This window comes from Paenibacillus sp. NPDC058174, from assembly GCF_042883865.1.
Taxonomy (GTDB): Bacteria; Bacillota; Bacilli; order Paenibacillales; family Paenibacillaceae; genus Pristimantibacillus.
Map to the genome: position 1 here is coordinate 1,934,553 of NZ_JBHVUY010000001.1, position 20,198 is coordinate 1,954,750.

Genomic DNA, 20,198 nt, shown 5'->3' on the forward strand with positions numbered 1-20,198 from the left:
CGTCTCACCCCTCTACAGATCCAGCTCTGACATCGTAGCCGGCAGCTCATGCTTCGTATTTACCTTTCCAGGGCCTGTTACCAAATCGAAGCAAGAAACGATCAGCTTCCCGTTCCAGATAATCGGCTCGCTTGGCTGATCCAGCTCGCCCTGGAAGCCGTCCGAATCCGGGCTTTGCGCATAACGCTCTACCGTTCCGTCCGGGTACACCTTAGCGATGGCGTTTGCCGAGAAATCGGCAATATAGAGATTGCCGGCTTCGTCCATCACCATGCCGTCCGTCGTTTGCAGCTGCTCCGGATTTTTCGCCCATACGACGTTGTCTTTTACGGAGCCATCAGGATGAAACGTAATTTTATGAACAGCCCCGTCGCCGAAATTGCCGACGTACAGATTGCCCTGCGGATCAAATTCGATGCCGTCTGCGCCGTATTGATCGTTTTCGTTAAGCGTCAGCAGTGAGGTCAACATATGGGCATCGTCCAGATTGTTATGAATCTGGATGCCTTCCTCATCCAGACCGAAACGATACACGCAGCTGCGCAGCAGGCCGGTAGGGTCCTGAACCTTCGTCAGCACGCTTTGCGTTACATACATGTACCCGTCGCGAATACGGATGCCATTGGGATGCTCCATGCCTTGGGCAACGGTTGTCGTCGAGACGACCTCGTCATTCTCGATACGAAGCCGGAGAATGCGGCCTTGGAAGCTGCCCTCCGGCGAGCCCGACCAGCCCTGATTGTCACATACGTATATATCGCCGTCCGGGCCAAACGCAATGCCCATCGGGCAAGCGATTCCGGTGTCCGGATGGACAGGAACGTCTACCCACTTGCGAACCTGACGGTCCGCATTGATTTTGACCAGACAGGCAGGCCGCGAATGGTCGGCGAAATTCGGGCAGGACAGCACAAGCTCTCCGTCTGCCGCGATCGCCATTCCATCCGGCGTCGTTACCAGTTCTTCCGGCAATAAAGCAAACAATCGGGGTGTATTCATAGGGTTTAGCCTCCTGTTAAGCAGGGCATGTCTGGCATTGCCGCCCGGCTATTCGAATGTAATAATTGTTTTTTTCATTCCGCCCGGCTGGGCCGCTTGCTCGAAAGCTTCCAATATCCGGTCAAATCCGTATACATGGGAGATGAATTGCTCTGCCCGCAGCGCGCCGCTGTTCATCCAGCTCAGCACCTGACGATGGCTTTGCGATTCCTCCAGCTTGGACGGCCATTGGTTGAAGTCCAAATGCCAGTTATACGGCGCTTTGCTCCAGTCCAGCTGCATGGTCGTCTCCGAAGAAATGCCGTAGCAGCAAATATGTCCGTAAGGGGCGAGCAGCTCCATGCTTTGATTTATAATTTCGTTCTTGCCTACTGCATCTACTGTGAAGTCGACGCCGTCCGGACAGATCGCCCGCACTTCGGCTGTCAGATCTGAGACTTTGCTGTTGACGATATAGTCCGCACCAGCCTGCTGCGCCTCTTCTGCCTTCGTCTCGCTCGTTACCGCCGCAATGACCGGACCCATTCCAAGCAGCTTGGCGAAGGTAATAAAAGCAAGTCCGACGGGGCCGGCTCCGATGACGACAATGCTGGCATCCGGACGAAAGCCGAACCGCTTACAGGCGCTGAGCACTTCACGAAACGTCACGATCATCGGCGCAATCGTTGTATCGATATCCGGCGGCAGCTTCTGCTGGGCATAATAGGCTTCTGAAAACTCCGGCGAGCCGGGGCCTTTTCCATCCTCTAATAAAGACTGGCTGTCGCCCACTACCGCATATTCGGAAAAAGCGCCCCAGCCGGAATGAATGCCATCCGTCTCACCTTCTAAGAACGGCAGCAGCACCAGGTCTCCAACCTTCAAATTTCGAGCCTTCGCTCCAGTCTCGACGACGCGTCCTACGCCCTCATGACCAAGCGCGGCCGGATACGTATCGAAGCCTTTGAACTCGCCATGAATGAGCTTCGTGTCCGTACCGCGGCAAATGCCGCAGCTGACCATCTTCACCAGCGCCTGATAGGGACCATACGAGGGTTTTGCTATTTCGCGGACCGAGAGCTGTCCGTCTTTATCTACAATCAAGCTTTTCATCGCAGGGAAGCTCCTCCTTTAGCAGTTTTCGCACCTAAAAGTACACTCTGCTGCGCGTTTCGGTTCAGGTGCCATTCTTGATTCCATCCGGTTTATTCTTGCGAAACCAATGGAAAGAATCTTCAAAAAGTCACCTGAACTCGAATCGCTTCACTTCGTGTTTTTTTAGACGCAGCTTCGGTTCGACGCTTTGATATTTGGCTATCAATCTGGCTATTAATCTAGCCGAATAATGCTTAGCAGCCTTTTCAAACAATGAATCGAACTCCACTGTTCATCCTGACATTCCCGCTGTCCGTCTAGCGTTCTATAGAGTTCTATCCCGTTCTAGCATCCGGCAAAGCTTTCCGCCATTCAGACGAGCCTTGCGAGCGCTTCTTCTCTCGTTGGCAATGACGGGATTGCGCCAATTCGCGTTGTGGCAAGCGAAGCTGCTGCGTTGGCGAAACGGAGAAGCTCCGGCAGTTCTTCAAATAGCGGCTGTCCCGCCTTCTTTCTTTCAGCCAAGCCTTGCAGCACCGCTGCGACAAAAGCGTCACCGGCGCCGGTCGTCTCTACTACTTCGGCCTTGAAGCCTTCGCTATAGCCGCTCGATTCGCCGGTCGTATAGTAGCAGCCGTCCTTGCCAAGAGTGACAATTACCAGCTTAGGGCCGCGCTCCAAAATATAACGTCCGCATTCCTCTACCGTGGAGCATCCCGTAATAAAGCGGAATTCCTCCTCGCTGATCTTCACGATGTCGGCGTAGCCAAAGCCTTCATTTATCTCCTTGCGGGCATGCTCCTGATCCGGCCATAAATCCATCCGTAAATTCGGATCGTAGGAAATAAGAAGTCCATGGGCGCGCGCGAAAGCCAGTGCTTGCAGCGTAGCTTCCTTGCTGCTCGGACTGCCCAGACTGATCGATCCATAGTGGAAAATAGTGCCTTGGCTCATGTACACCTCGTCGATGTCTGCGGCGGACAGCAGCATGTCTGCGCCGGGATGGCGGTAAAACATACAATCTCTGTCGCCGTCTGGCTTTTGCGCGACGAATGACAACGTCGTGCGGGCTTCCCTGTCCAGCGCCAGGCATCGGGTGTCTACCGTCAAATCATCCAGCACCCGCTTCAAGTAATGGCCAAACGGATCATCGCCCACTTTTCCGATAAAGCCGGCTGTACCGCCCAGCTTTACGACACCTGCGGCCACATTGGCCGGCGCTCCACCTGGTGCTTTCACAAAGCCGGGGCTGTCAATTAATTCAACATCCTTCGCCGTCGATACGAAATCAATCAGCAGCTCGCCTAAGCAAATGACATCGAGCTTCATGACTCGCCTCCTTCCGTCTCTCGATATCGGCTGACTGCGCTCTCCATCAGCAGGAAGAAGGCTTGGCTCTCAGGAGCCGTTCCCGGCCGGTCGAAAAACGGAGCCGCGCAGGAGCCTTGCACCAATCCGCTCTCATCAACCCGCGTATGCACAGCCGCGCGCATTTGATCTGCAAAACGAATGTAGTTCTTATCCAGCACACCGAGCTGCACGCCGCGATAAATCGAATAGCTGACCATTTGCGCAGCGTTTGTCTCCACAAAGGTTGTCGGATCATCCATCACATCATGGAACAGCCCATCCTCGCGCAAATGCGCAAGGCAGCCGTCAATCGACTGCTGCAAATAACTTGCGATCCGCTCCCGCTCCTCCGTCATGCCATCTGGCAGGCTTGCCAGAACCCGTATCATGCCAGCGGCGGCCCAGCCGTTGCCTACACCCCAATGCGCCTCCCGGATAAACGATTTCGCCTCATCATCATAAATATGGGCGAACAGCTTAGCTTCCGGGTCCCACAACAGCTTGCGGTATCCGTCTATCTGCTTCACTGCTTCCTCGTAATGACCCGAGACAGCTAAAAACGGCGGCGCCATATAAAAGGAATCAATCCATACCTGCGGCTTGTCAATTACATGCCGCAAAATGCCTTCCTCCGTCTTCGGCGCGTAATGCAGCAGCCAATCCAGCATGCTTGCCGCGCCTTGTACGAATAACGGATCGCCTGTTACTTGGGCTGCGCGTGCAACGGCTTCACCATTTGCAGCCGAATCAGTGACGGAATAACCGTCGTTCATGACGCCAAGCTTGCCGGATGCATCCTGCCGGTTAACCGCATCCCGGGCGAGTAGAAACGCCAAATCTGTATCGCCGGACTCCAGCAGCGCCTGCGCCGCAACTCCCTGCTCCCAGGAATATCTCTGCATGCTAAGCAGTGCCCGTTTGACCAGCGCGATCCGCTTCGCATCTGCTATATGTGAATTCGCTGTATGGCTCATCCGTTAAACCTCCTTATAATTGGCTTGCTCCGCTGCGCCAGAGCACCAGGCCAAAGCCTCGCCGAGCAGTCTGATAAAGCTTGGATGCTGCAGTCCTTCCGGCCGATGCGCCGGCGTCAGCGCGCATACCCGTCCTTCACCATAATAATGGCGCCATGCGGCGATCGAGGTTCCGTCAACCGATGAGGAGCGCAAATACACCTCGGTTCTGTCTTCATCGCAATGGACAAAATAGTGCTCGTCCTTGATCGCGAATTGAACCCCGTTCCCCTCATATTCGACCAGCTCATGAAGCTCCGGATGCGACGCGAAGCTGCCCCGCAGCATCTCGACGTAGGCTCCGTCCTCCGGGTACGATGCCAGACCCGAATGCCAAGCCAGCCAGCCTCCGCCTTGCTTCACGTAGGCCGTAATCGACTGGGCGATGGCTTCGTTCATCCATAGTGCCTCTCGATCCCCCTCCGGATCGACGCGATTTTCCTTGAACAGCACAACGGCGTCCGGCCGCTTTGCCAATGTCTGAGGCAGCTCTAGCGCATCGGTTATCCATACATCAACAGCTGCTTTGCCGCCAAACGTTACTTGCAACGCGGACATTAGCGCTGACTTAATTGCATCCTCGCGATGATAATAATCGCCTATAACTGCCGCAATTTTATACATAAGTCACCCCTTCACCCTGCTTGAATGACAACTTTGACTATTGCTGTGGTGGCATGAGTTCTCCTCATGTACGTTCATCATAAGGGCAATTAAAAGCGGGCAGTACCCCACATCATTCGTAAAACCTGTACGTTTCTTGGATGACTGTACTTGTTAGACATCGCAAAAAACCGATTGCTCCAGGGGAACAATCGGTTTATAAGTGAATTCTTTCTTAAGCCGGCTTCGGCATCAAATATCTCGAAGAATTCTCTCTAAATTCTTCTCGCCCTCGCGGGTCTGTGCACCCGCAGCCAATGCCGCAAGCGTTAGTTCTGTCGCTTTCGGGGCGGAGAAAGTCTCGCCAAGAAGCTGGTTGTTGATGTCCAATGCCTTGGCGAAGCCGGGGGTACTCGCGTTAATTGCCTGCTTTGCGGCTCGAACGACACCCGGAGCCCTGCCCGCAATGCTTCGCGCCAGATTGTCTACAAAATCATCGAGTTGATCAGCGGGGAACGCCCTATTCACCCACCCGTACCGCTCAGCCTCCTCGGCATCAAACAGCGCTGCTCCGACTATGATCTCTAAAGCGCGGGCTCGGCCGACGATTTGCGGCAGGTAAACGGGACCCCCTGCACCTGGAATAATTCCTATCAGCGCCTCCATCTGCGCCAGCCCCGCCTTTCCGATCGCTGCGAAGCGCATGTCTAGAGACGAAAGGAATTCGGCTCCGCCACCACGGGCCAGACCAGCAATCTTTCCTATTGTTACTTGCGGCAGGGCACGAATCCGCTCATGCAAACGCATCATCGGATTGAATTGTTCGGTTCCAGCATCGCCGAGATTTAGGTCCATAAGCGTTTCGGGATCGTTAACGAAATTCATATCCCCATGAACGATGAAAAAATCCGGGTCCGCGCTCTGAAATACGATAACCTGCACCTCATCATCCTTTGCAGCCTGACCCGCCAGATCATTGAGCTCAGACATGAGCACTGCGTCCAGAATATTGAGCGGGGAATGATCAATGGTTACCCACATAGCGCCGCCTTCACGAGCAATGCGGATCGAACTGTAATTATCGTAAACCATAAAATAGCCTCCTGAATAATTTCACTGTCGACAGCATTATATTTTCTCAACATTGTTGTTTATTTAACGATCGTTGATTATTATTATAGAGATCAAGAAGCAGAAATCAATTGTTAATCCTATCGTTATTGTTGGATATACAACAAATGCGATGGGACTGTTAATTATATAAGGGAGGAAATCAAAATGGAGACCAAAACCAAAATCGATAGACGAACTTTAAGAACAAAAGAAGCTATCCATAAAGCGTTTCAAGATCTATTTACAGAAAAGGATTTCGATCGAATCACCATTAACGAAATTGCTGATCGTGCCAACGTAAACCGAGGAACCATTTATCTTCATTACACAGATAAACATGATCTTTTTTATAATTGCGTCGCCGATCTTTTGGACAAAATGATCCTTTCTTGCTCCTTCAGCAAGATGACTCAGACAAAAATAACCGATCCGGTCGAGGCCACTGAGGCTCTGGAGGCCTTATTTGTCTACATTGAACAAAATTTTCAGTTTTTTTCCTCCATGCTCTCTTATCAAAAAACTTCATTCCGGGACTGCGTGCTTAAAGTCATTATGGCTGCGATACAGAAACAAATGGATATGCAAGGTATAAACCAGAAGATGGACAAAGAGCTCATCATTCAATTTTCAGCCTCTGCCTTCGTTGGAACCATCGAGTGGTGGATTCGAAACAATCTGCAGCATCCCCCGCATTATATGGCGGAGCAAGTATATAACCTGTTTGAAAGAAATCAAGTTTTTGCATCTCGTTCCCTTCCCGAACACTAAGGCTCAGAACAGTTGCAGCTATCACCATCTAGTTCACGAATTCACAACTTTCATTGCGAGCTAGGTTTGTTAGAGACTAGACTAAGCGAATCAAAATGTAAAAATACATTTTGTCGGGCGCTTTTCGGGCGATTTATCGCATCAAAATGCAAAAGTGCAGGTTGATTGGCCTAAAAACACGAAAAGAGCCGAATCGGGCAATTCTAAATGCACTTTTGCATTTTGAGGCCATTTTGGGGCCGTTTTAAGCAAATCAAAATGTACTTTTGCATTTTGTCGCGGTTTACTTGATTGAAATTTCCATATAATAGGAAACTCAACACTACTCCCTATTAAAAATAGTCCCTGCGAAACGAAAGAGAAACCCGCCAGCATTGAATAACGCGGCCTTCTCTTTCGTTACGTTATAATCTTTATATTCGTTATATTAATGTTACTTATCTTTAAAAGCTGAAACTGCCGCAACAAAGCAAAGTTTCGACGATAAACAACGGTTACTACTGTTGCAGTTGCTTTTGCTGCATCTACATCTGCATCAACATCAGCCGCCCTGGCGTTCTTTCAGCAAAGCACTTAGCTCATTCCGGTGCGTGTACAATAGGACGACAAAGTTACCGAACCAGACCCAGAGGACAGCGGGGGAGAACGCTCTAGCCGCCAAATAGACGGAAAGCAGCAGCATGCCGCTGACAACCTGCAAGCCGTCTGCACGCGAAGACATCGTATTCGATCTCGCCAGCAGGCGGCTGGCCGCTGCCAGCAGCGCCAATATAATGGCATACGCCAACGCCCCTTCGAAGTTGGTTAAGGCGCTCCATACGCCAAACGTAACAGCAATTGCCTTGCCTCCCTTGCCTCTAAGAAACGGGCTAAACGCATGACCCAGAATAGGTGCGAGGGCAAGCGGAATAAGGGCGTACCCTTTCCCGTATCCGCCCTCAATGATCAAGAACAGCGGCACAAAGCCTTTCAGAAAATCCAGCAGCACGCCGGCAATACCCAGCTTGTAACCGGAAGCCTTCCATAGATTCAAAGCGCCCGGGTTGCCGTCTCCAACAGCCTTCAAATTTCTTTTGCCCGCAAGCCCCAGCCAATATGAGAACATGAGCGCACCCGACAGAAACGAACAGACCGTCAACAAGATGATCATTGTTCCCGTCGGCCCCCTACCCGGATCTTTCTCCCCTTCCATCTCACATGCCCAAGAAATACGACCTGGTAAGCCGAATACAGCATGACGGCAATGAAGAACAAAGCAGCGATGATATGCAGCACCGGAATGACAAGGCCGAATTTGCCCACATATTTTTTAAAATAGATGAATTGGAGCATGTACAGCAAATAGCCTGCCAGCAGAGGGATGAACCATGAGGTGCCGATCGCCAAAAACACCGCTTCTGACACAAGCAGCCCTACCACCCAGATGGCGATGGGAATAATCGTCCACGGACTTAGCCTTGAGGTGCTTAATATCGCCCCCTTGCTGAAGCCCTCGATTTCACTCTGAATGCCTTGCGGGTACATCCGGAATGAAACAAGTCCATGGCCGATAAAATTGGTGACCGGTATTCCGGCCTCAATAAACTTCGAACCGATCAGCAGATCATCCAACACTTCGGTTCTGACGCTGGCATGTCCGTTGATCCGCTCATAATCTTCTCTCAAAGCCAGTATGCAAGAGCCGTACAGCCCTTTCTGCGGATTGCTCCGCTCAAATATCGATGTAAATGCAAAAATGCCCAGCATATTCATGACAAGAGCAAGCTTCTCATACGGCTTCTCTGTATGATGAAACGGCACGACCGATACGACGCCGCCTGCCCGTTCCCTCGCCTTCAAGAGCGCGTCGAGCGCATGAGGAGCCAAGCGGATATCTGCATCGAGAAAAGCGAACGCATCGCCCGTTGCATTCAAATATCCATTCCATACCGCCCAGCTTTTACCGGTCCAGCCCGAGGGAAGCGTGCTGCCGGCAATGACCTTGACGCCATAGCTTTCTGCTATTTCCTTCGTCCGGTCCTCTGAGAAATCATCAATGACAATAATCTCGTATGGGGGGACGGTTTGCGATTGAAGGGATTGGAGCAAATGAGGTAAATTACAAGCTTCGTTTCTTGCCGGGATAATCACGGACAACTTCAGATTTCCTCGGTAAGGCTCAAGCTCGGGGTCGAGTGGCAATGTGTTTTTTTTGAACAAAAAAAATCCGGAGAGACAGCCTACCGACACTAGAATAATAATCCACATGTTCTGATCCCCCTTCTACTTTCTATCTATATGAGGGATGGAACCATATTATTTTGGTGCCGGCGCTTGCTCCGGATTTAAAGTTTGCTTGCCTTTATTTTGTAAAAGATACTGCGATTTGCACGATCTCTGAACGAGAGCCGATGCGGATCGGCGGTCCCCAGAAGCCATACCCTGAGGAAACGATGGAATGCAGCTGGGACTTTTGCAGATAGCCCCAATCATTCTCGAACAGCCTTTGAGTAATGAGATTGCCCGGCGCAATTTGCCCGTGATGCGTATGTCCCGACACGACCAGATCGACGCCCTGACGCTGCGCGATATCAAAACCTAACGGCTGATGATCCAGCATAAACACCGAGCGGGATTCATCCATGCCGCGGGTCAGATCAGCCAGCTCGGACCGCCCCTTGTCGCTGGCATCCTTGCGGCCGATAATCGTCAGCCAGTCTTCAATAGTGACGACCTCGTCATAGAGCACCTTCATTCCGCTCTCTTCCAGAAGAGCAATTAATTCGCTCATTTCACCTTTGAACTTGTCATGATTGCCTAATGAGGCATAAACGCCATATGGCGCTTTGATGCCCGCCAAAATGCCGCCGATGCCTTTCTCCTTGTACGGCACGATATCGTCATCGATCAGATCGCCGGGGAACAGGACGATATCCGGCTTCAGCGCATTAATCTCTTTTACCATCCGAATGGCATGGTTCTTGCCGGATAAATAGCCGAAATGCATATCGGAAGCCATCACGATGTTCAGCTTGCCGCTCTCCGGCCCTTTTTTGTCAATCGTAATGGAGTAGGTGCGGACAGTTGGACTATAAGCTTGGAAGCTGCCATAACCCATCAGAAAAGCTAGCACAGCCAGCGTAACGATACCCGCCCATTTCTGCACTTTATGGCGCGGCAGCCGGGTAAGTCTCGACAGCCATACAATTAGGTGAACGATCGGCAGCAGCATCACAAGCAGGCTGAACAAGGCCAACCAATAGTTGCCGATCACATTCAGAATAATAGAGCCTCCGAACACTCTGGCGAGAATAAAAGAGCTGGCCAGAAAGACTAGCGCGGCCCCGTAAATGAACCTGAACCTGCGCGACCAGGACGGCTTCATCCAAGACCAGCCGCTCCATCCGATATAAAATACAATGAGTCCATATAACACAAGAAATAAAATGCCAATTGCGATAAACATCGATGCCCTCCTTATAAATACTGCTTACAGTATAACATTTAATGGATCATGTCCGAAAACGCTGGGCACCCCGGCATGGAGGGCGTACAGTCCTATTTTTGACAAAAAGTTAACATGAGGGTAGACATAATCAAATACGATATGATAAATTCTTTTTACAATACATCAACATTCAACAAATGGAAATCAGAAGTAACTTGGCTGATCCCGCGGCGTCACAGACTCCGTCCGTCATCAACTGAATTGCTTTTTTTGTTACCGCAAAAGTTAAAGCGCTTAAACATAATTTGTTTGCGTTATTTTTTTGAAATAAAAGTTTAAGCGCTTTAATTTATAAAATGCACTCTATGAAGGGAGGGCCGCGACCGAGGTCAAGTTCAGTTCCAACCTAATAAAAGGAGGAATTCATTTTGAAACAATCGAACCGCAGCAAATCAAAAAAGTTTGGTGTTGCTCTTCTCTGTCTCACAATGCTTGTCACACTGCTCGGCGCTCCCGCTCCATTCCAGAATAAGGCGCATGCCGCCGGGGAATTGAAGCCTTTCCCGCAGCAAGTCAGCTATCCGGGCATCATTAAGCCCAATCATGTGACCCAAGCCGCTATTAACAGCTCCGTCGCAAGCTACTATGACTACTGGAAAGGGAAGTATGTGAAAAACAACCTGTCCTCCCTGCCTGGCGGCTACTATGTAAAAGGCGATATTACCGGCAGTGCCGAAGGCTTTAACCCGCTCGGCACCTCGGAAGGGCAAGGCTACGGCATGGTGATTACCGTATTAATGGCCGGCTATGATGCCAATGCCAAAACGATCTATGACGGCATGTTCAAAACCGCAAGAGCATTCAAAAGCTCGACCAACTCCAACTTGATGGGCTGGGTCGTAGCGGACAGCAGCGCTGCCCAAGGCCATTTCTCCTCGGCTACAGACGGGGATCTGGATATTGCGTATTCCCTTATCCTTGCGGATCGCCAGTGGGGCTCGGCCGGTACGATCAACTACTTAGAAGAAGCGAAAAAGATGATTACGAACGGCATCAAAGCGAGCAACGTAACGACGAACAACAGGCTGAACTTGGGCGACTGGGATTCAAAAAGCGCCTTGAATACGCGTCCTTCCGACTGGATGCTCTCCCATCTTAGAGCTTTTTATGAAGTAACAGGCGATCAAACATGGCTGAATGTCATTAACAATCTGTACAGCGTATATACGCAGTTTTCGAATACCTACTCCTCCACTACAGGGCTGATCTCTGACTTCGTCGTCGATAATCCGCCGAAGCCGGCTCCGCAAAACTACTTGGATGAGTTTCCGGAAACGAACCAATACTTCTACAACGCCAGCCGTGTTCCGCTGCGGATCGTGATGGACTATGCCTTGTACGGCGACACTCGCGGACGGGATATTGCGAACAAGATGGCTGTGTGGATTAAAGGCAATACCGGCGGAAGTCCCGGCAACATTAAAGACGGCTATCAGTTAAACGGAACAGCTAGCGGCAGCTACGCGACAGCCGTATTCGTATCGCCTTTTATCTCAGCTGCGACTACAAATACTGCACATCAGGCTTGGGTCAACTCCGGCTGGGACTGGATGAAAAATAAGAAGGAATCCTACTTCAGCGATTCCTACAACCTGCTGAATATGCTGTTCATATCGGGCAACTGGTGGAAGCCAACTGCCGGCAGCACTCCAACCGATACACAAGCGCCTACTGCACCGACCAACCTCACTGCGACGGCTGTCTCCGGCAGCCAAATTAACTTAAGCTGGACGGCTTCGACCGACAATGTGGGAGTGACGGGTTATCGCGTATTCCGCGGCAGTACACAAGTGGGAACGCCATCGGGCACAACGTACAGCGACACCGGCTTAACCGCTTCGACAGCCTACAGCTATACGGTCAAAGCCATTGATGCGGCTGGCAATCTTTCGGCGAGCAGCAATACGGCAACAGCGACGACTACCTCGGGCACATCTACCGGCACCAATCTTGCTTTGAACAAAACCGCAGTTGCCAGTTCAATTGAAGGCACCGGCTTCGAAGCCAACAAAGCGACAGACGGCAATTCGTCGACAAGATGGGCTAGCATCGAGGGCAGCAACAATGAATGGATTTATGTCGATCTCGGATCAACAAAAAGCGTCAACCGGGTGAAATTAAACTGGGAAGCCGCTTATGGCAAAAGCTATAAAATCCAAGTTTCCGACAACACCTCCTCATGGACAGATGCCTATTCCACAACGACCGGTGACGGCGGAATCGATGATCTGACGTTCACGGCAAAAAGCGGACGTTATGTCCGGGTGCTTTGCTCGGCAAGAGGAACGGCCTATGGCTATTCCCTCTATGATTTTGAAGTGTACGGGTCTTAATTCATACGAGAAAAAGAAAGGCGGTACAGGGAAACTATCCCTGCACCGCCTTTTTGGTTGTTACCCTGCCTGAATTAATGAATTACTTCCCGCTTTGGGCCAACAGCTTCAGAATCAGCGTAACCGCCTCTGCTCTCGTCGCGCTAGCGTTAGGAGCAAACCGGTTTTGGCCTACGCCTGAAATATAGCCTGCCTTATAAGCTGCGGCTACGTAAGGCACTGCCCATGCCGGTACTTGGCCCGCATCTGCAAAAGATAGCGAAGCGTTTGGCTCGACCTTCAGGCCGGCCGCACGTACGATAATAACTGCCATTTCGGCACGCGAGATTTGTTCATTCGCCCGGAATGTCCCATCGTCATAGCCTCCGATTAGTCCAAGCTCAACCGCCTTCGCAATTGTTTCCTGTGCCCATTGCGGAATAGCGCCTTGGTCTGTGAAGCTGCTGTTTTTTCCGGCCGCAGGCAGATCTAGTGCCCGTGCCAGCATCGTAATGAACTCTGCGCGAGTTGTTTTGTTATCCGGACGGAATTTGCCGTCCGCATAGCCGTTTACGAATCCTTTATCGATCGCCCGCTCGATGCCGGACTCCGCCCAGTGGCTGCCGATATCAGTCAGCACAGGCTTCGGCGTTCCGCCTCCATTGCCTGGATTCGTTCCGCCTCCGTTGCCCGGATTCGTCCCGCCTCCGTTACCCGGATTTGTTCCGCCTCCATTGCCTGGATTCGTTCCGCCTCCGTTGCCCGGATTTGTTCCGCCTCCATTGCCCGGATTCGTCCCGCCTCCATTGCCTGGATCAGTTCCGCCTCCATTGCCTGGATTTGTTCCGCCTCCATTGCCTGGATTTGTTCCGCCTCCGTTACCTGGATCAGTCCCGCCTCCATTGCCTGGATTCGTTCCGCCTCCGTTGCCCGGATCAGTTGCCGCCTGAGCGATAATCGGGGCAGAGTTATCCTTATCACTTAAAGCTTTAATGACGAATTGATACGATTTCGTTGCATCCAGCCCGGTGAGTGCATATTCGTATGCAGCTTTCCCGCTTTCCGGTTGAATGCGTGCAGACCAGTTCGGACCCAATTGGTCTGAGTTCTCATAAACTCGATAGGCAGTAACATCTCGTCCGCCAGCTGGAGCGGACCAAGTCAGCGTTGCCGCCCCATTCTCGATTTTACTAATTTTCGCATCTTGTACCGGGTTCGGAGCAGGCTGCGTTTTCTTAATGCTGAATTGATCGTAACGGTCGGTCGTGCCGTTCTCCGTCGTCGTGTACACGTCGAATGAAATCTTGTCATTCGTAACCGTCACGCCCGTGAACATTTCCTTATTCGGCTGGCCGTATTTCTCCGCGAAAGGGAACGGTCCCGCCTTTGGCGTATACCGTTTGTCGCCCGCCGCATTGCTTACGAGATACATCGTGCCTTTTGGATTAAGCAGGCTGCCGTCCGCATCGGTCGGCGTATCTTTTTGCGGCACATTGCCATACATCGGATACGATTTGGTATACGTGTGGTCATGACCGCTTAGAACAACATCAATGCCAATCTCATCGAACAGAGCCGTCAGCTTATTGCGGAAGAACAATACGTCGCTGTCATTCGTATGGCTTGCTACCGAATAAGGCGATTTGTGGAACATGACAATTTTCCACTTCTTATCGCTCTTAGCCGCTTCTGCACGAAGCCATTCCTCTTGCTTCTTATACACAACGTCAACGCCGTTCACTTCATTATATTCGGTATTCATAACCATAAAGTGAGCATCGCCATAATCGAAGGAGTATACCGAGCCGTCCGGCTTCGCTCCTGTGTACGAAATGTTAGGCAGATCAAAATGATACCAGAAGTTGTTGTTCAGCTTGCTCTCATGGTTGCCAAGCGCTGGAACAAGCGGCACTTCTGCAAAAATGTTTTTTGGCTTATTCAGAAGCCACATCCACTGGTTCTCAATATCCCCGTTATCCACCAAATCGCCGGTAATTGTAATGAAGCGCGAATCCGGGAATTTCGCCAGTCCTTGCTCCAGCGTATGATTCCAGGTCACATATTCGGCCTCAGTCGTTCCTTGCGGATCGGTCGTATAGAGGAATGTAAAGGCATTATCGCTCGGGTCGGCTGTTTTGAACGTACGAATGTCGCTCCAGTGTCCCGTCTCGCCGTCCCCTACCCGGTAGCTGTATTCTGTGCCCGGCTTCAAGCCGACCGCTGCCACCTTATGGCTGGCATACGTCGTCTTCTTGCCTGCGCTCTTATCCGCACTCGACTGGAATACATACACTTCCATCGTATCGCCAGTGAACGACATCGTATCATTGGCCGGAAGCGTTCCGCCGGTTACTTTCGAGGCTTCCGCGAGCTCCAGCTGCGTACCTGTCACTGCTGGATCCGTGTACCACGCAAAACCTTGCGTATTGCTTGGATCACCTTTATACGTCAATGCAATCGCCGTTGGATGCGGATCGAGCGGCGTTCCTGGCGCTGTCGCCTGAGGGTTGCCGATCAGCTGCATATCCCAATAAACGTCGGAGCTGCCTGCGCTGCGCTGATGAACTTCAGCAGCCAGCACGTTTGTGCCTTCATGCAATACAGCCTTCAAAGCTTGCGTCAAATCCGCTGTCTCCGTAGACGGATCATTCAGCGTCGTCGCACTAAGCGTCAAATAGTTAGGCTCGCCCTCCGGCATGTTGAACCGGTACACTTCCGTCCCGTTTGCATAGAGGACAACGCCATCGTCTACGCCGAATTGGCCGACGATTTTCGTAATATCAGACAGGCCTGCACCATCAATAGTCGTCCGGAAATACGAGGTAATGTATTTTTTGGAGCTGGATGGACCGTAGCTGATCAGCTGCTTAATGCCGCCGAACAGTGCAGTCGAAGTGGCGACTGGATAGCCGAGCGGAGCGGAGCCGCTTTGCCACGCCGAATCGTCAAAGTTTGCTGCTCTCCAAGCCGTTCCTTGGTCTGTGCCGTTATCAAGGAATTTCCATGCCGAATTTTTAGCAAGCATCGGTATATCCTTGCCTGGCACTCCCGGCTGTTCCGGAACCTCTGGCTGTCCGGGTTGCTCTGGTTGTCCGGGCACTTCCGGATTCCCGCCGCCCGTTTCATCCTTCGGAAGAGCTGTCATCAGCATGTCGAAGTAAAGATCAGAGCTCGACAAGCTTTGATTATGAACTTCAACCGTCAAGAGATTGGCGCCGTTATGTAATGCAGCCTTGAGCGCTGCGCTCAAATCAGGCGAATAAACCTTAGGGTCCGCGTAGCCCGTTGTTGCAAACGTATTATAGTCCACATCGCCTGCCGGCAAGCTCACCCGGTAAATTTCAGTACCGTTGACATAGAAGATCAAACCGTCATCTACGCCCAAAGTGATATGGTAGCTGTCGAACTTGCTAACATCATCAATCGTTATGATTTTGCTGAAATAAGATGTCGGATATTTCTTCTTGGCATCGGTACCGTAGCTAATAACCGTTGAGACCAAGCCGAACGGATCAACTCCTACATCATTAGATGCTACGCCGCTTTTCTCCTTGTAGCCTAATGGGGCTAACCCTAGCTGCCAATTCGAGAAATCAAAGGACGGATTTTTCATCGCGGCACTATAATCAATTCCCTCCGCGCTGTAGCTCCAATGGGAGCCTTTACCCACCAGTTCAACCGGAGCCGGGCCTGCTTCTCCCGCAGCTTCCGCTTCACGTAAGCCTCCTGTAACGGGACTTATAGCCCCAGCCGTCACCAATACTGTCAAAAACAAAACAAACCATTTACTCTTTAATAAACGGTTCAAACCTATCACCCCATCGTTAGAATTCACCGCTTCATCCTATCAACCGAGTGTCATGCGCAGGTTACCGTTATTTTAATAGATTATTAAGTTAGCCATTTCAATCTAGATTACCTAATGGCCGTAAAAGGAGGATAAATCATACATGTTCGGAAGCTCTAGCAGCATCCCCATTCACATACAAAAAAACCCTTATTTCCAATGCAACATGGAATTAAGGGCTCTTTTCTTGAAGGGCTAGTCAGACTCCGCCCACCGCTACAATCTATTATTTCTGCGAAACCGCTTGGAACCAATCGTTTACTTCCTGGGTCACTTTCTCGCCGCCATTCGCTTTCCAGTTTGCAACGAACGTGTCGAAGGCGTCTACCGGCAGTTTGCCGTAAACGATTTTGTTGAACGTCTCCAGCTCGGATTGGCGGAGCAGATTCCATTTCTCAATCATCGTAGGCGTTGCTGCACCTGTAAAATAGTTCTGCTTGCGGATATCAAGCTGCGACATGACGACTTTAGCGGCATACCAGTTTTCCGGCTTGCGGAATTGGGCCTGCTGCTTCTCGTAAGGCGTCTCCGGCTTCTCGCCGTTCGCCAGCTTAACCAGTGTGCTCATATACAGATCAGGAATACGGGCAGGTCCGGTAATGTACGGGAATTTATCGAAAAAGTCTTTAATTTTCTCTTTGTCGCTTGTCGGCTGGCCATCGACCATATCCCAGTCATAGCCTTGCGCAAAGCCGTTTTCGTATTTGCTTCCAACGGCCGGGTTAGCCAAATGATCAAGCAAATAGTTGTAGTATAAAATAATCGCTTCCGGGTGCTTCGCGTCTTTATTAATCATAAAGCTGCTGTTGACGCCCGAGTTTTGCCATTTGGTACCGATCAAGCCATCTGGACCAGCAGGTACCGGATACGCTTTATATTGCGAGCCTGGAACGTTTTTCAGCAAATCTGGGGCCGGCCAATCCGGAACCCAGTTCGCGCCCGGCAAAATACCCGCGTTGCCCTTCGTCCAAATTTCCGCCGATTTCCCTTCGTCCCACAATGCGGAATCGGGATGAATATACCCTTTCTCCATCCATTCCTGCAGCTTGGCAAGCGCTTGCTTCGCTCCTGGATTCACAGAGCCGTATTCCAAATTGCCGTTTGCATCCTTATTCCATTGCTCTTGGACAGTGCCATAAGCGCCAAACAGCCAGTCGAGGCCGCCCATCCACGTATTCGTGTTGCTCTTCATCGAGATTGCCAGCGGATAGACATCCTTAGGAGCAAGTCCGTCCGGATTCTCGTTCTTGAATTTGTCCATAATGTTCTCAAGATCGGCGATTGTCTTAGGCGCCTCCAGCTTCAGCTTGGCCATCCAGTCCTCGCGCAGCCAGAGAAGCGTATCATCATTGTCGGTGTATTCCATGATCGGCAGATTCCACTTCTTGCCGTTCTTCGTGAACGGATACCATAGCTCCGGATGCTGCGCTGCATGGTCCTTCCATGCTTGATTCGCGTATTTCTCAAACAGCTCATCGATCGGAATGAACTGCTCGGAATCAATCAACTGATTCGTCAGAACTGCATCAGTAGGCACCATGACGAAATCGGGAAGCTTCTCACCGGACGTCAATGCAAGCTGAAGCTGCTGCTTGTATTGGTCGCCGCCTGCAGGGTACCATGTGTTTTTATATTTGATGCCCAGCGTTTCCAGCATCCAGCGGTCATGCACGTTATTTTCCTTTGTCTCGCCTTTCGTGTATTCACGCGGCATAATAACAGTGCTGATCTCTATCGGCGGATCGTATTTGCCTTTTTCGAAGGCCAGGTCGGCAGCACTTCCTGTTGCCGTTGCAGCCGGATCTTCCTTGCCTCCCCCGTTGTTGCTTCCGGAGTTGCCGGCATTGCCGGAGCAAGCGGAGAGGATAAGCGCCAACGCAATAATCGGCAGCCAAAGCTTCTTGAATGTACCCATTTGATTTTCCCCCTACGATGTAAAATGATTTCTATCGCTACTTTACCAACGGGCACAGGAGGTCATCTATATGATTTTTTTAGTTTCCATAGGACTCTGTCATGTTGTTCTATTTATTCCCGGAATTCCTGTGGGGTCGTTCCATACTGCCGCTTGAACACCTTGATGAAATAAGCAGGGTCCAAATATCCGATCTCCGCACTGATCTCATACACTTTCTTGTCAGTCGTCTTTAGCTTGTGGCAGGCTGTCTCCATACGCAGCCGGAAGACGAAATCGCTGACGCCTTCGCCCGTCTCGATCTTATACAGCTTGGAGAGATGCGTCGGATGAAGATTGACATGATCCGCCAAGGCACGCAGCGATACGTCCAGATGCAGGTTCGCCTCCACAAAGCTTTGAATTTTCCTCACGTAGACGGAGCGAATGTCCTTCACCTCGTTGGACGTTCCCTCCTTCAGCTTGCCCAGCGCGCCGTAAGCCCAGTTGCGAAGCTTGCCGATGGTCGAGAACGCCTCTCCGCCTTGCAGCAGTTCGATGTCTGCGCCCAGCAATCCCGCAAGCGAATGACCGCTTCGATGCGCGTAATGGGCGAAATCCGAAGCGATATGATAGCCCGCTTCCAGGCAATGCTCCCAGGAATCGGACCAGCGGTCATCCAGCTCTGCAAGAATCTCGCCCAGCTTCTGCTCGGCAGACTCCCAACGGCCGGCCTCCAGCAGGCTTTTCAGCACCGGCGGTGCATAGACGGCATCCAGAGCCCCGCTGGACATCGGGCTTTCCAGCTCTCCCGCGCGGATTACAAATTCCCGTTCATCGCCAACGATTTGCCGGAAGTAGGCCAGCGCATGGCGATATCGCTCCGGCAGCCTTTCAGGGAATTCAAAGGGCTCCGTCATGACGATAGACAGCGAGCCTTTCAAATATTGCTTTACCTTCGCCTGAAGCTGCATCGCAGCTTTCTCCAGCAGCGACTCCCTGTTGCCGCTCGGAGCTGCCTCCTTATACTGAACGAGAAAAGCGAGATAGCCATGCTCCTCCTTCACTCCCCATACGTAAGCAAATTCGCCGAACAGCTCCTCGGTCATATTAATAATGGCATATTCCATCAGATGCTGGCCTTTATTGCGGTATTTACCGAACTCCTCCTCCATCCGGACGAGCAGCAGCGCACATTCCCCGGATCGGATCGGCAGACCGCAGCTTTCCAGCTTTCGCGTCCACTCGTCGGCCTCCAGCCGCTCTCCCCGCAAAGCGTTCAGCAGCAGCTGGCCGCGCAGAAGCGGCAAGTTTTCCCGAAGAGTGGATTCAATCCGCTCGTATGAGCTTATACTGCCCCACTCCTCCTCCAATTGCGCGACTGCCGCTTTTACAGCTCCCAGCAATTCATCGTCCATAGGCGGTTTGAGCAAATAATCGACAGCTTGGTGGCGGAGCGCCTCCTTCGTATATTCAAAGTCCGAATAACCCGACAAAATAATACATTTCGTTTTTTTGTCGCGCTTGCGGATGATCTCAATGAGCTCAATGCCTGTCATCTCCGGCATCAGAACGTCGGAGATGACGATATCGATCGGATAAGCCTCCATAATCCGCAGCGCTTCTTGCGCGGAGTACGCTTTGTGAACCTGCTCGATGCCTAGCGTATGCCACGGTTTGGTCGTCGATAGATTATCTACCCAATGTGCTTCATCATCCACGATGATCATTTGCATAC

General features: G+C 51.3%; 14 protein-coding genes and 2 pseudogenes. 4 read left to right on the top strand and 12 right to left on the bottom strand.

Features of this window, described 5'->3' with window-relative positions; translation table 11 throughout:
- Positions 1–12: 12 nt before the first annotated feature.
- From ACFVVF_RS08815 to ACFVVF_RS08840, 6 genes are all read right to left on the bottom strand, one after another.
- Entirely contained in the window at positions 13–999 is a 987-nt protein-coding gene (locus ACFVVF_RS08815; RefSeq protein WP_387807287.1) for an SMP-30/gluconolactonase/LRE family protein, read from the bottom strand.
- Positions 1,000–1,047: 48 nt separating this feature from the next.
- Positions 1,048–2,091 (bottom strand): zinc-dependent alcohol dehydrogenase, encoded by a 1,044-nt coding sequence (locus tag ACFVVF_RS08820; protein ID WP_387807290.1) that lies wholly within the window; start codon positions 2,089–2,091, stop codon positions 1,048–1,050.
- Positions 2,092–2,445: 354 nt separating this feature from the next.
- Entirely contained in the window at positions 2,446–3,402 is a 957-nt protein-coding gene (locus tag ACFVVF_RS08825) for a PfkB family carbohydrate kinase (RefSeq protein ID WP_387807293.1), read from the bottom strand.
- The gene (locus ACFVVF_RS08830; protein ID WP_387807295.1) at positions 3,399–4,397 is read right to left on the bottom strand and encodes a glycoside hydrolase family 88 protein; all 999 of its coding nucleotides are present in this window, start codon (positions 4,395–4,397) and stop codon (positions 3,399–3,401) included. The genes ACFVVF_RS08825 and ACFVVF_RS08830 overlap by 4 nt, the downstream gene beginning before the upstream one ends.
- A gap of 3 nt (positions 4,398–4,400) precedes the next feature.
- A complete protein-coding gene (locus tag ACFVVF_RS08835; RefSeq protein WP_387807296.1) occupies positions 4,401–5,060 on the bottom strand; it encodes a ThuA domain-containing protein in 660 nt (219 codons plus the stop codon).
- Between the two features lie 231 nt (positions 5,061–5,291).
- Positions 5,292–6,131: an enoyl-CoA hydratase/isomerase family protein gene (locus tag ACFVVF_RS08840; protein WP_387807299.1), complete on the bottom strand. Its 840-nt coding sequence runs from the start codon at positions 6,129–6,131 to the stop codon at positions 5,292–5,294.
- 186 nt (positions 6,132–6,317) lie between these two features.
- On the opposite strand from ACFVVF_RS08840, the gene ACFVVF_RS08845 reads away from it, so the two are divergent.
- Positions 6,318–6,920 (top strand): TetR/AcrR family transcriptional regulator, encoded by a 603-nt coding sequence (locus tag ACFVVF_RS08845; protein WP_387807302.1) that lies wholly within the window; start codon positions 6,318–6,320, stop codon positions 6,918–6,920.
- 541 nt (positions 6,921–7,461) lie between these two features.
- Here ACFVVF_RS08845 and ACFVVF_RS08850 read toward each other — a convergent pair.
- The 3 genes from ACFVVF_RS08850 to ACFVVF_RS08860 all read right to left on the bottom strand — a co-directional run bounded on the left by ACFVVF_RS08850 (position 7,462) and on the right by ACFVVF_RS08860 (position 10,365).
- Positions 7,462–8,070, bottom strand: coding sequence for a glycerol-3-phosphate acyltransferase (locus tag ACFVVF_RS08850; protein ID WP_387807304.1), 609 nt, complete (start codon positions 8,068–8,070; stop codon positions 7,462–7,464).
- Positions 8,067–9,167 (bottom strand): glycosyltransferase, encoded by a 1,101-nt coding sequence (locus ACFVVF_RS08855; protein ID WP_387807306.1) that lies wholly within the window; start codon positions 9,165–9,167, stop codon positions 8,067–8,069. Before ACFVVF_RS08855 ends, ACFVVF_RS08850 begins: the two co-directional genes overlap by 4 nt.
- A 94-nt stretch (positions 9,168–9,261) precedes the next feature.
- Positions 9,262–10,365, bottom strand: a complete 1,104-nt coding sequence (locus ACFVVF_RS08860; RefSeq protein WP_387807308.1) for a metallophosphoesterase — start codon at positions 10,363–10,365, stop codon at positions 9,262–9,264.
- A gap of 521 nt (positions 10,366–10,886) precedes the next feature.
- Between ACFVVF_RS08860 and ACFVVF_RS08865 the strand changes: the two are divergent.
- The 3 genes and pseudogenes from ACFVVF_RS08865 to ACFVVF_RS08875 form a co-directional block, all read left to right on the top strand.
- Positions 10,887–12,062 (top strand): annotated as a pseudogene (locus ACFVVF_RS08865) (family 8 glycosyl hydrolase); the annotation flags it as partial.
- Between the two features lie 30 nt (positions 12,063–12,092).
- Positions 12,093–12,299: pseudogene (locus ACFVVF_RS08870) on the top strand (fibronectin type III domain-containing protein); the annotation flags it as partial.
- Positions 12,276–12,740, top strand: a complete 465-nt coding sequence (locus ACFVVF_RS08875) for a discoidin domain-containing protein (protein ID WP_387808946.1) — start codon at positions 12,276–12,278, stop codon at positions 12,738–12,740. The pseudogene ACFVVF_RS08870 and the gene ACFVVF_RS08875, both read left to right, overlap by 24 nt.
- Before the next feature lie 82 nt (positions 12,741–12,822).
- Here the strand turns inward: ACFVVF_RS08875 and ACFVVF_RS08880 are convergent, their stop codons facing one another.
- From ACFVVF_RS08880 to ACFVVF_RS08890, 3 genes are all read right to left on the bottom strand, one after another.
- Positions 12,823–16,488 (bottom strand): S-layer homology domain-containing protein, encoded by a 3,666-nt coding sequence (locus tag ACFVVF_RS08880; protein WP_387807311.1) that lies wholly within the window; start codon positions 16,486–16,488, stop codon positions 12,823–12,825.
- A gap of 304 nt (positions 16,489–16,792) precedes the next feature.
- Positions 16,793–18,481, bottom strand: a complete 1,689-nt coding sequence (locus ACFVVF_RS08885; RefSeq protein WP_387807313.1) for a type 2 periplasmic-binding domain-containing protein — start codon at positions 18,479–18,481, stop codon at positions 16,793–16,795.
- Positions 18,482–18,594: 113 nt separating this feature from the next.
- Positions 18,595–20,196, bottom strand: a complete 1,602-nt coding sequence (locus ACFVVF_RS08890) for a response regulator transcription factor (RefSeq protein WP_387807316.1) — start codon at positions 20,194–20,196, stop codon at positions 18,595–18,597.
- Positions 20,197–20,198: the final 2 nt, after the last annotated feature.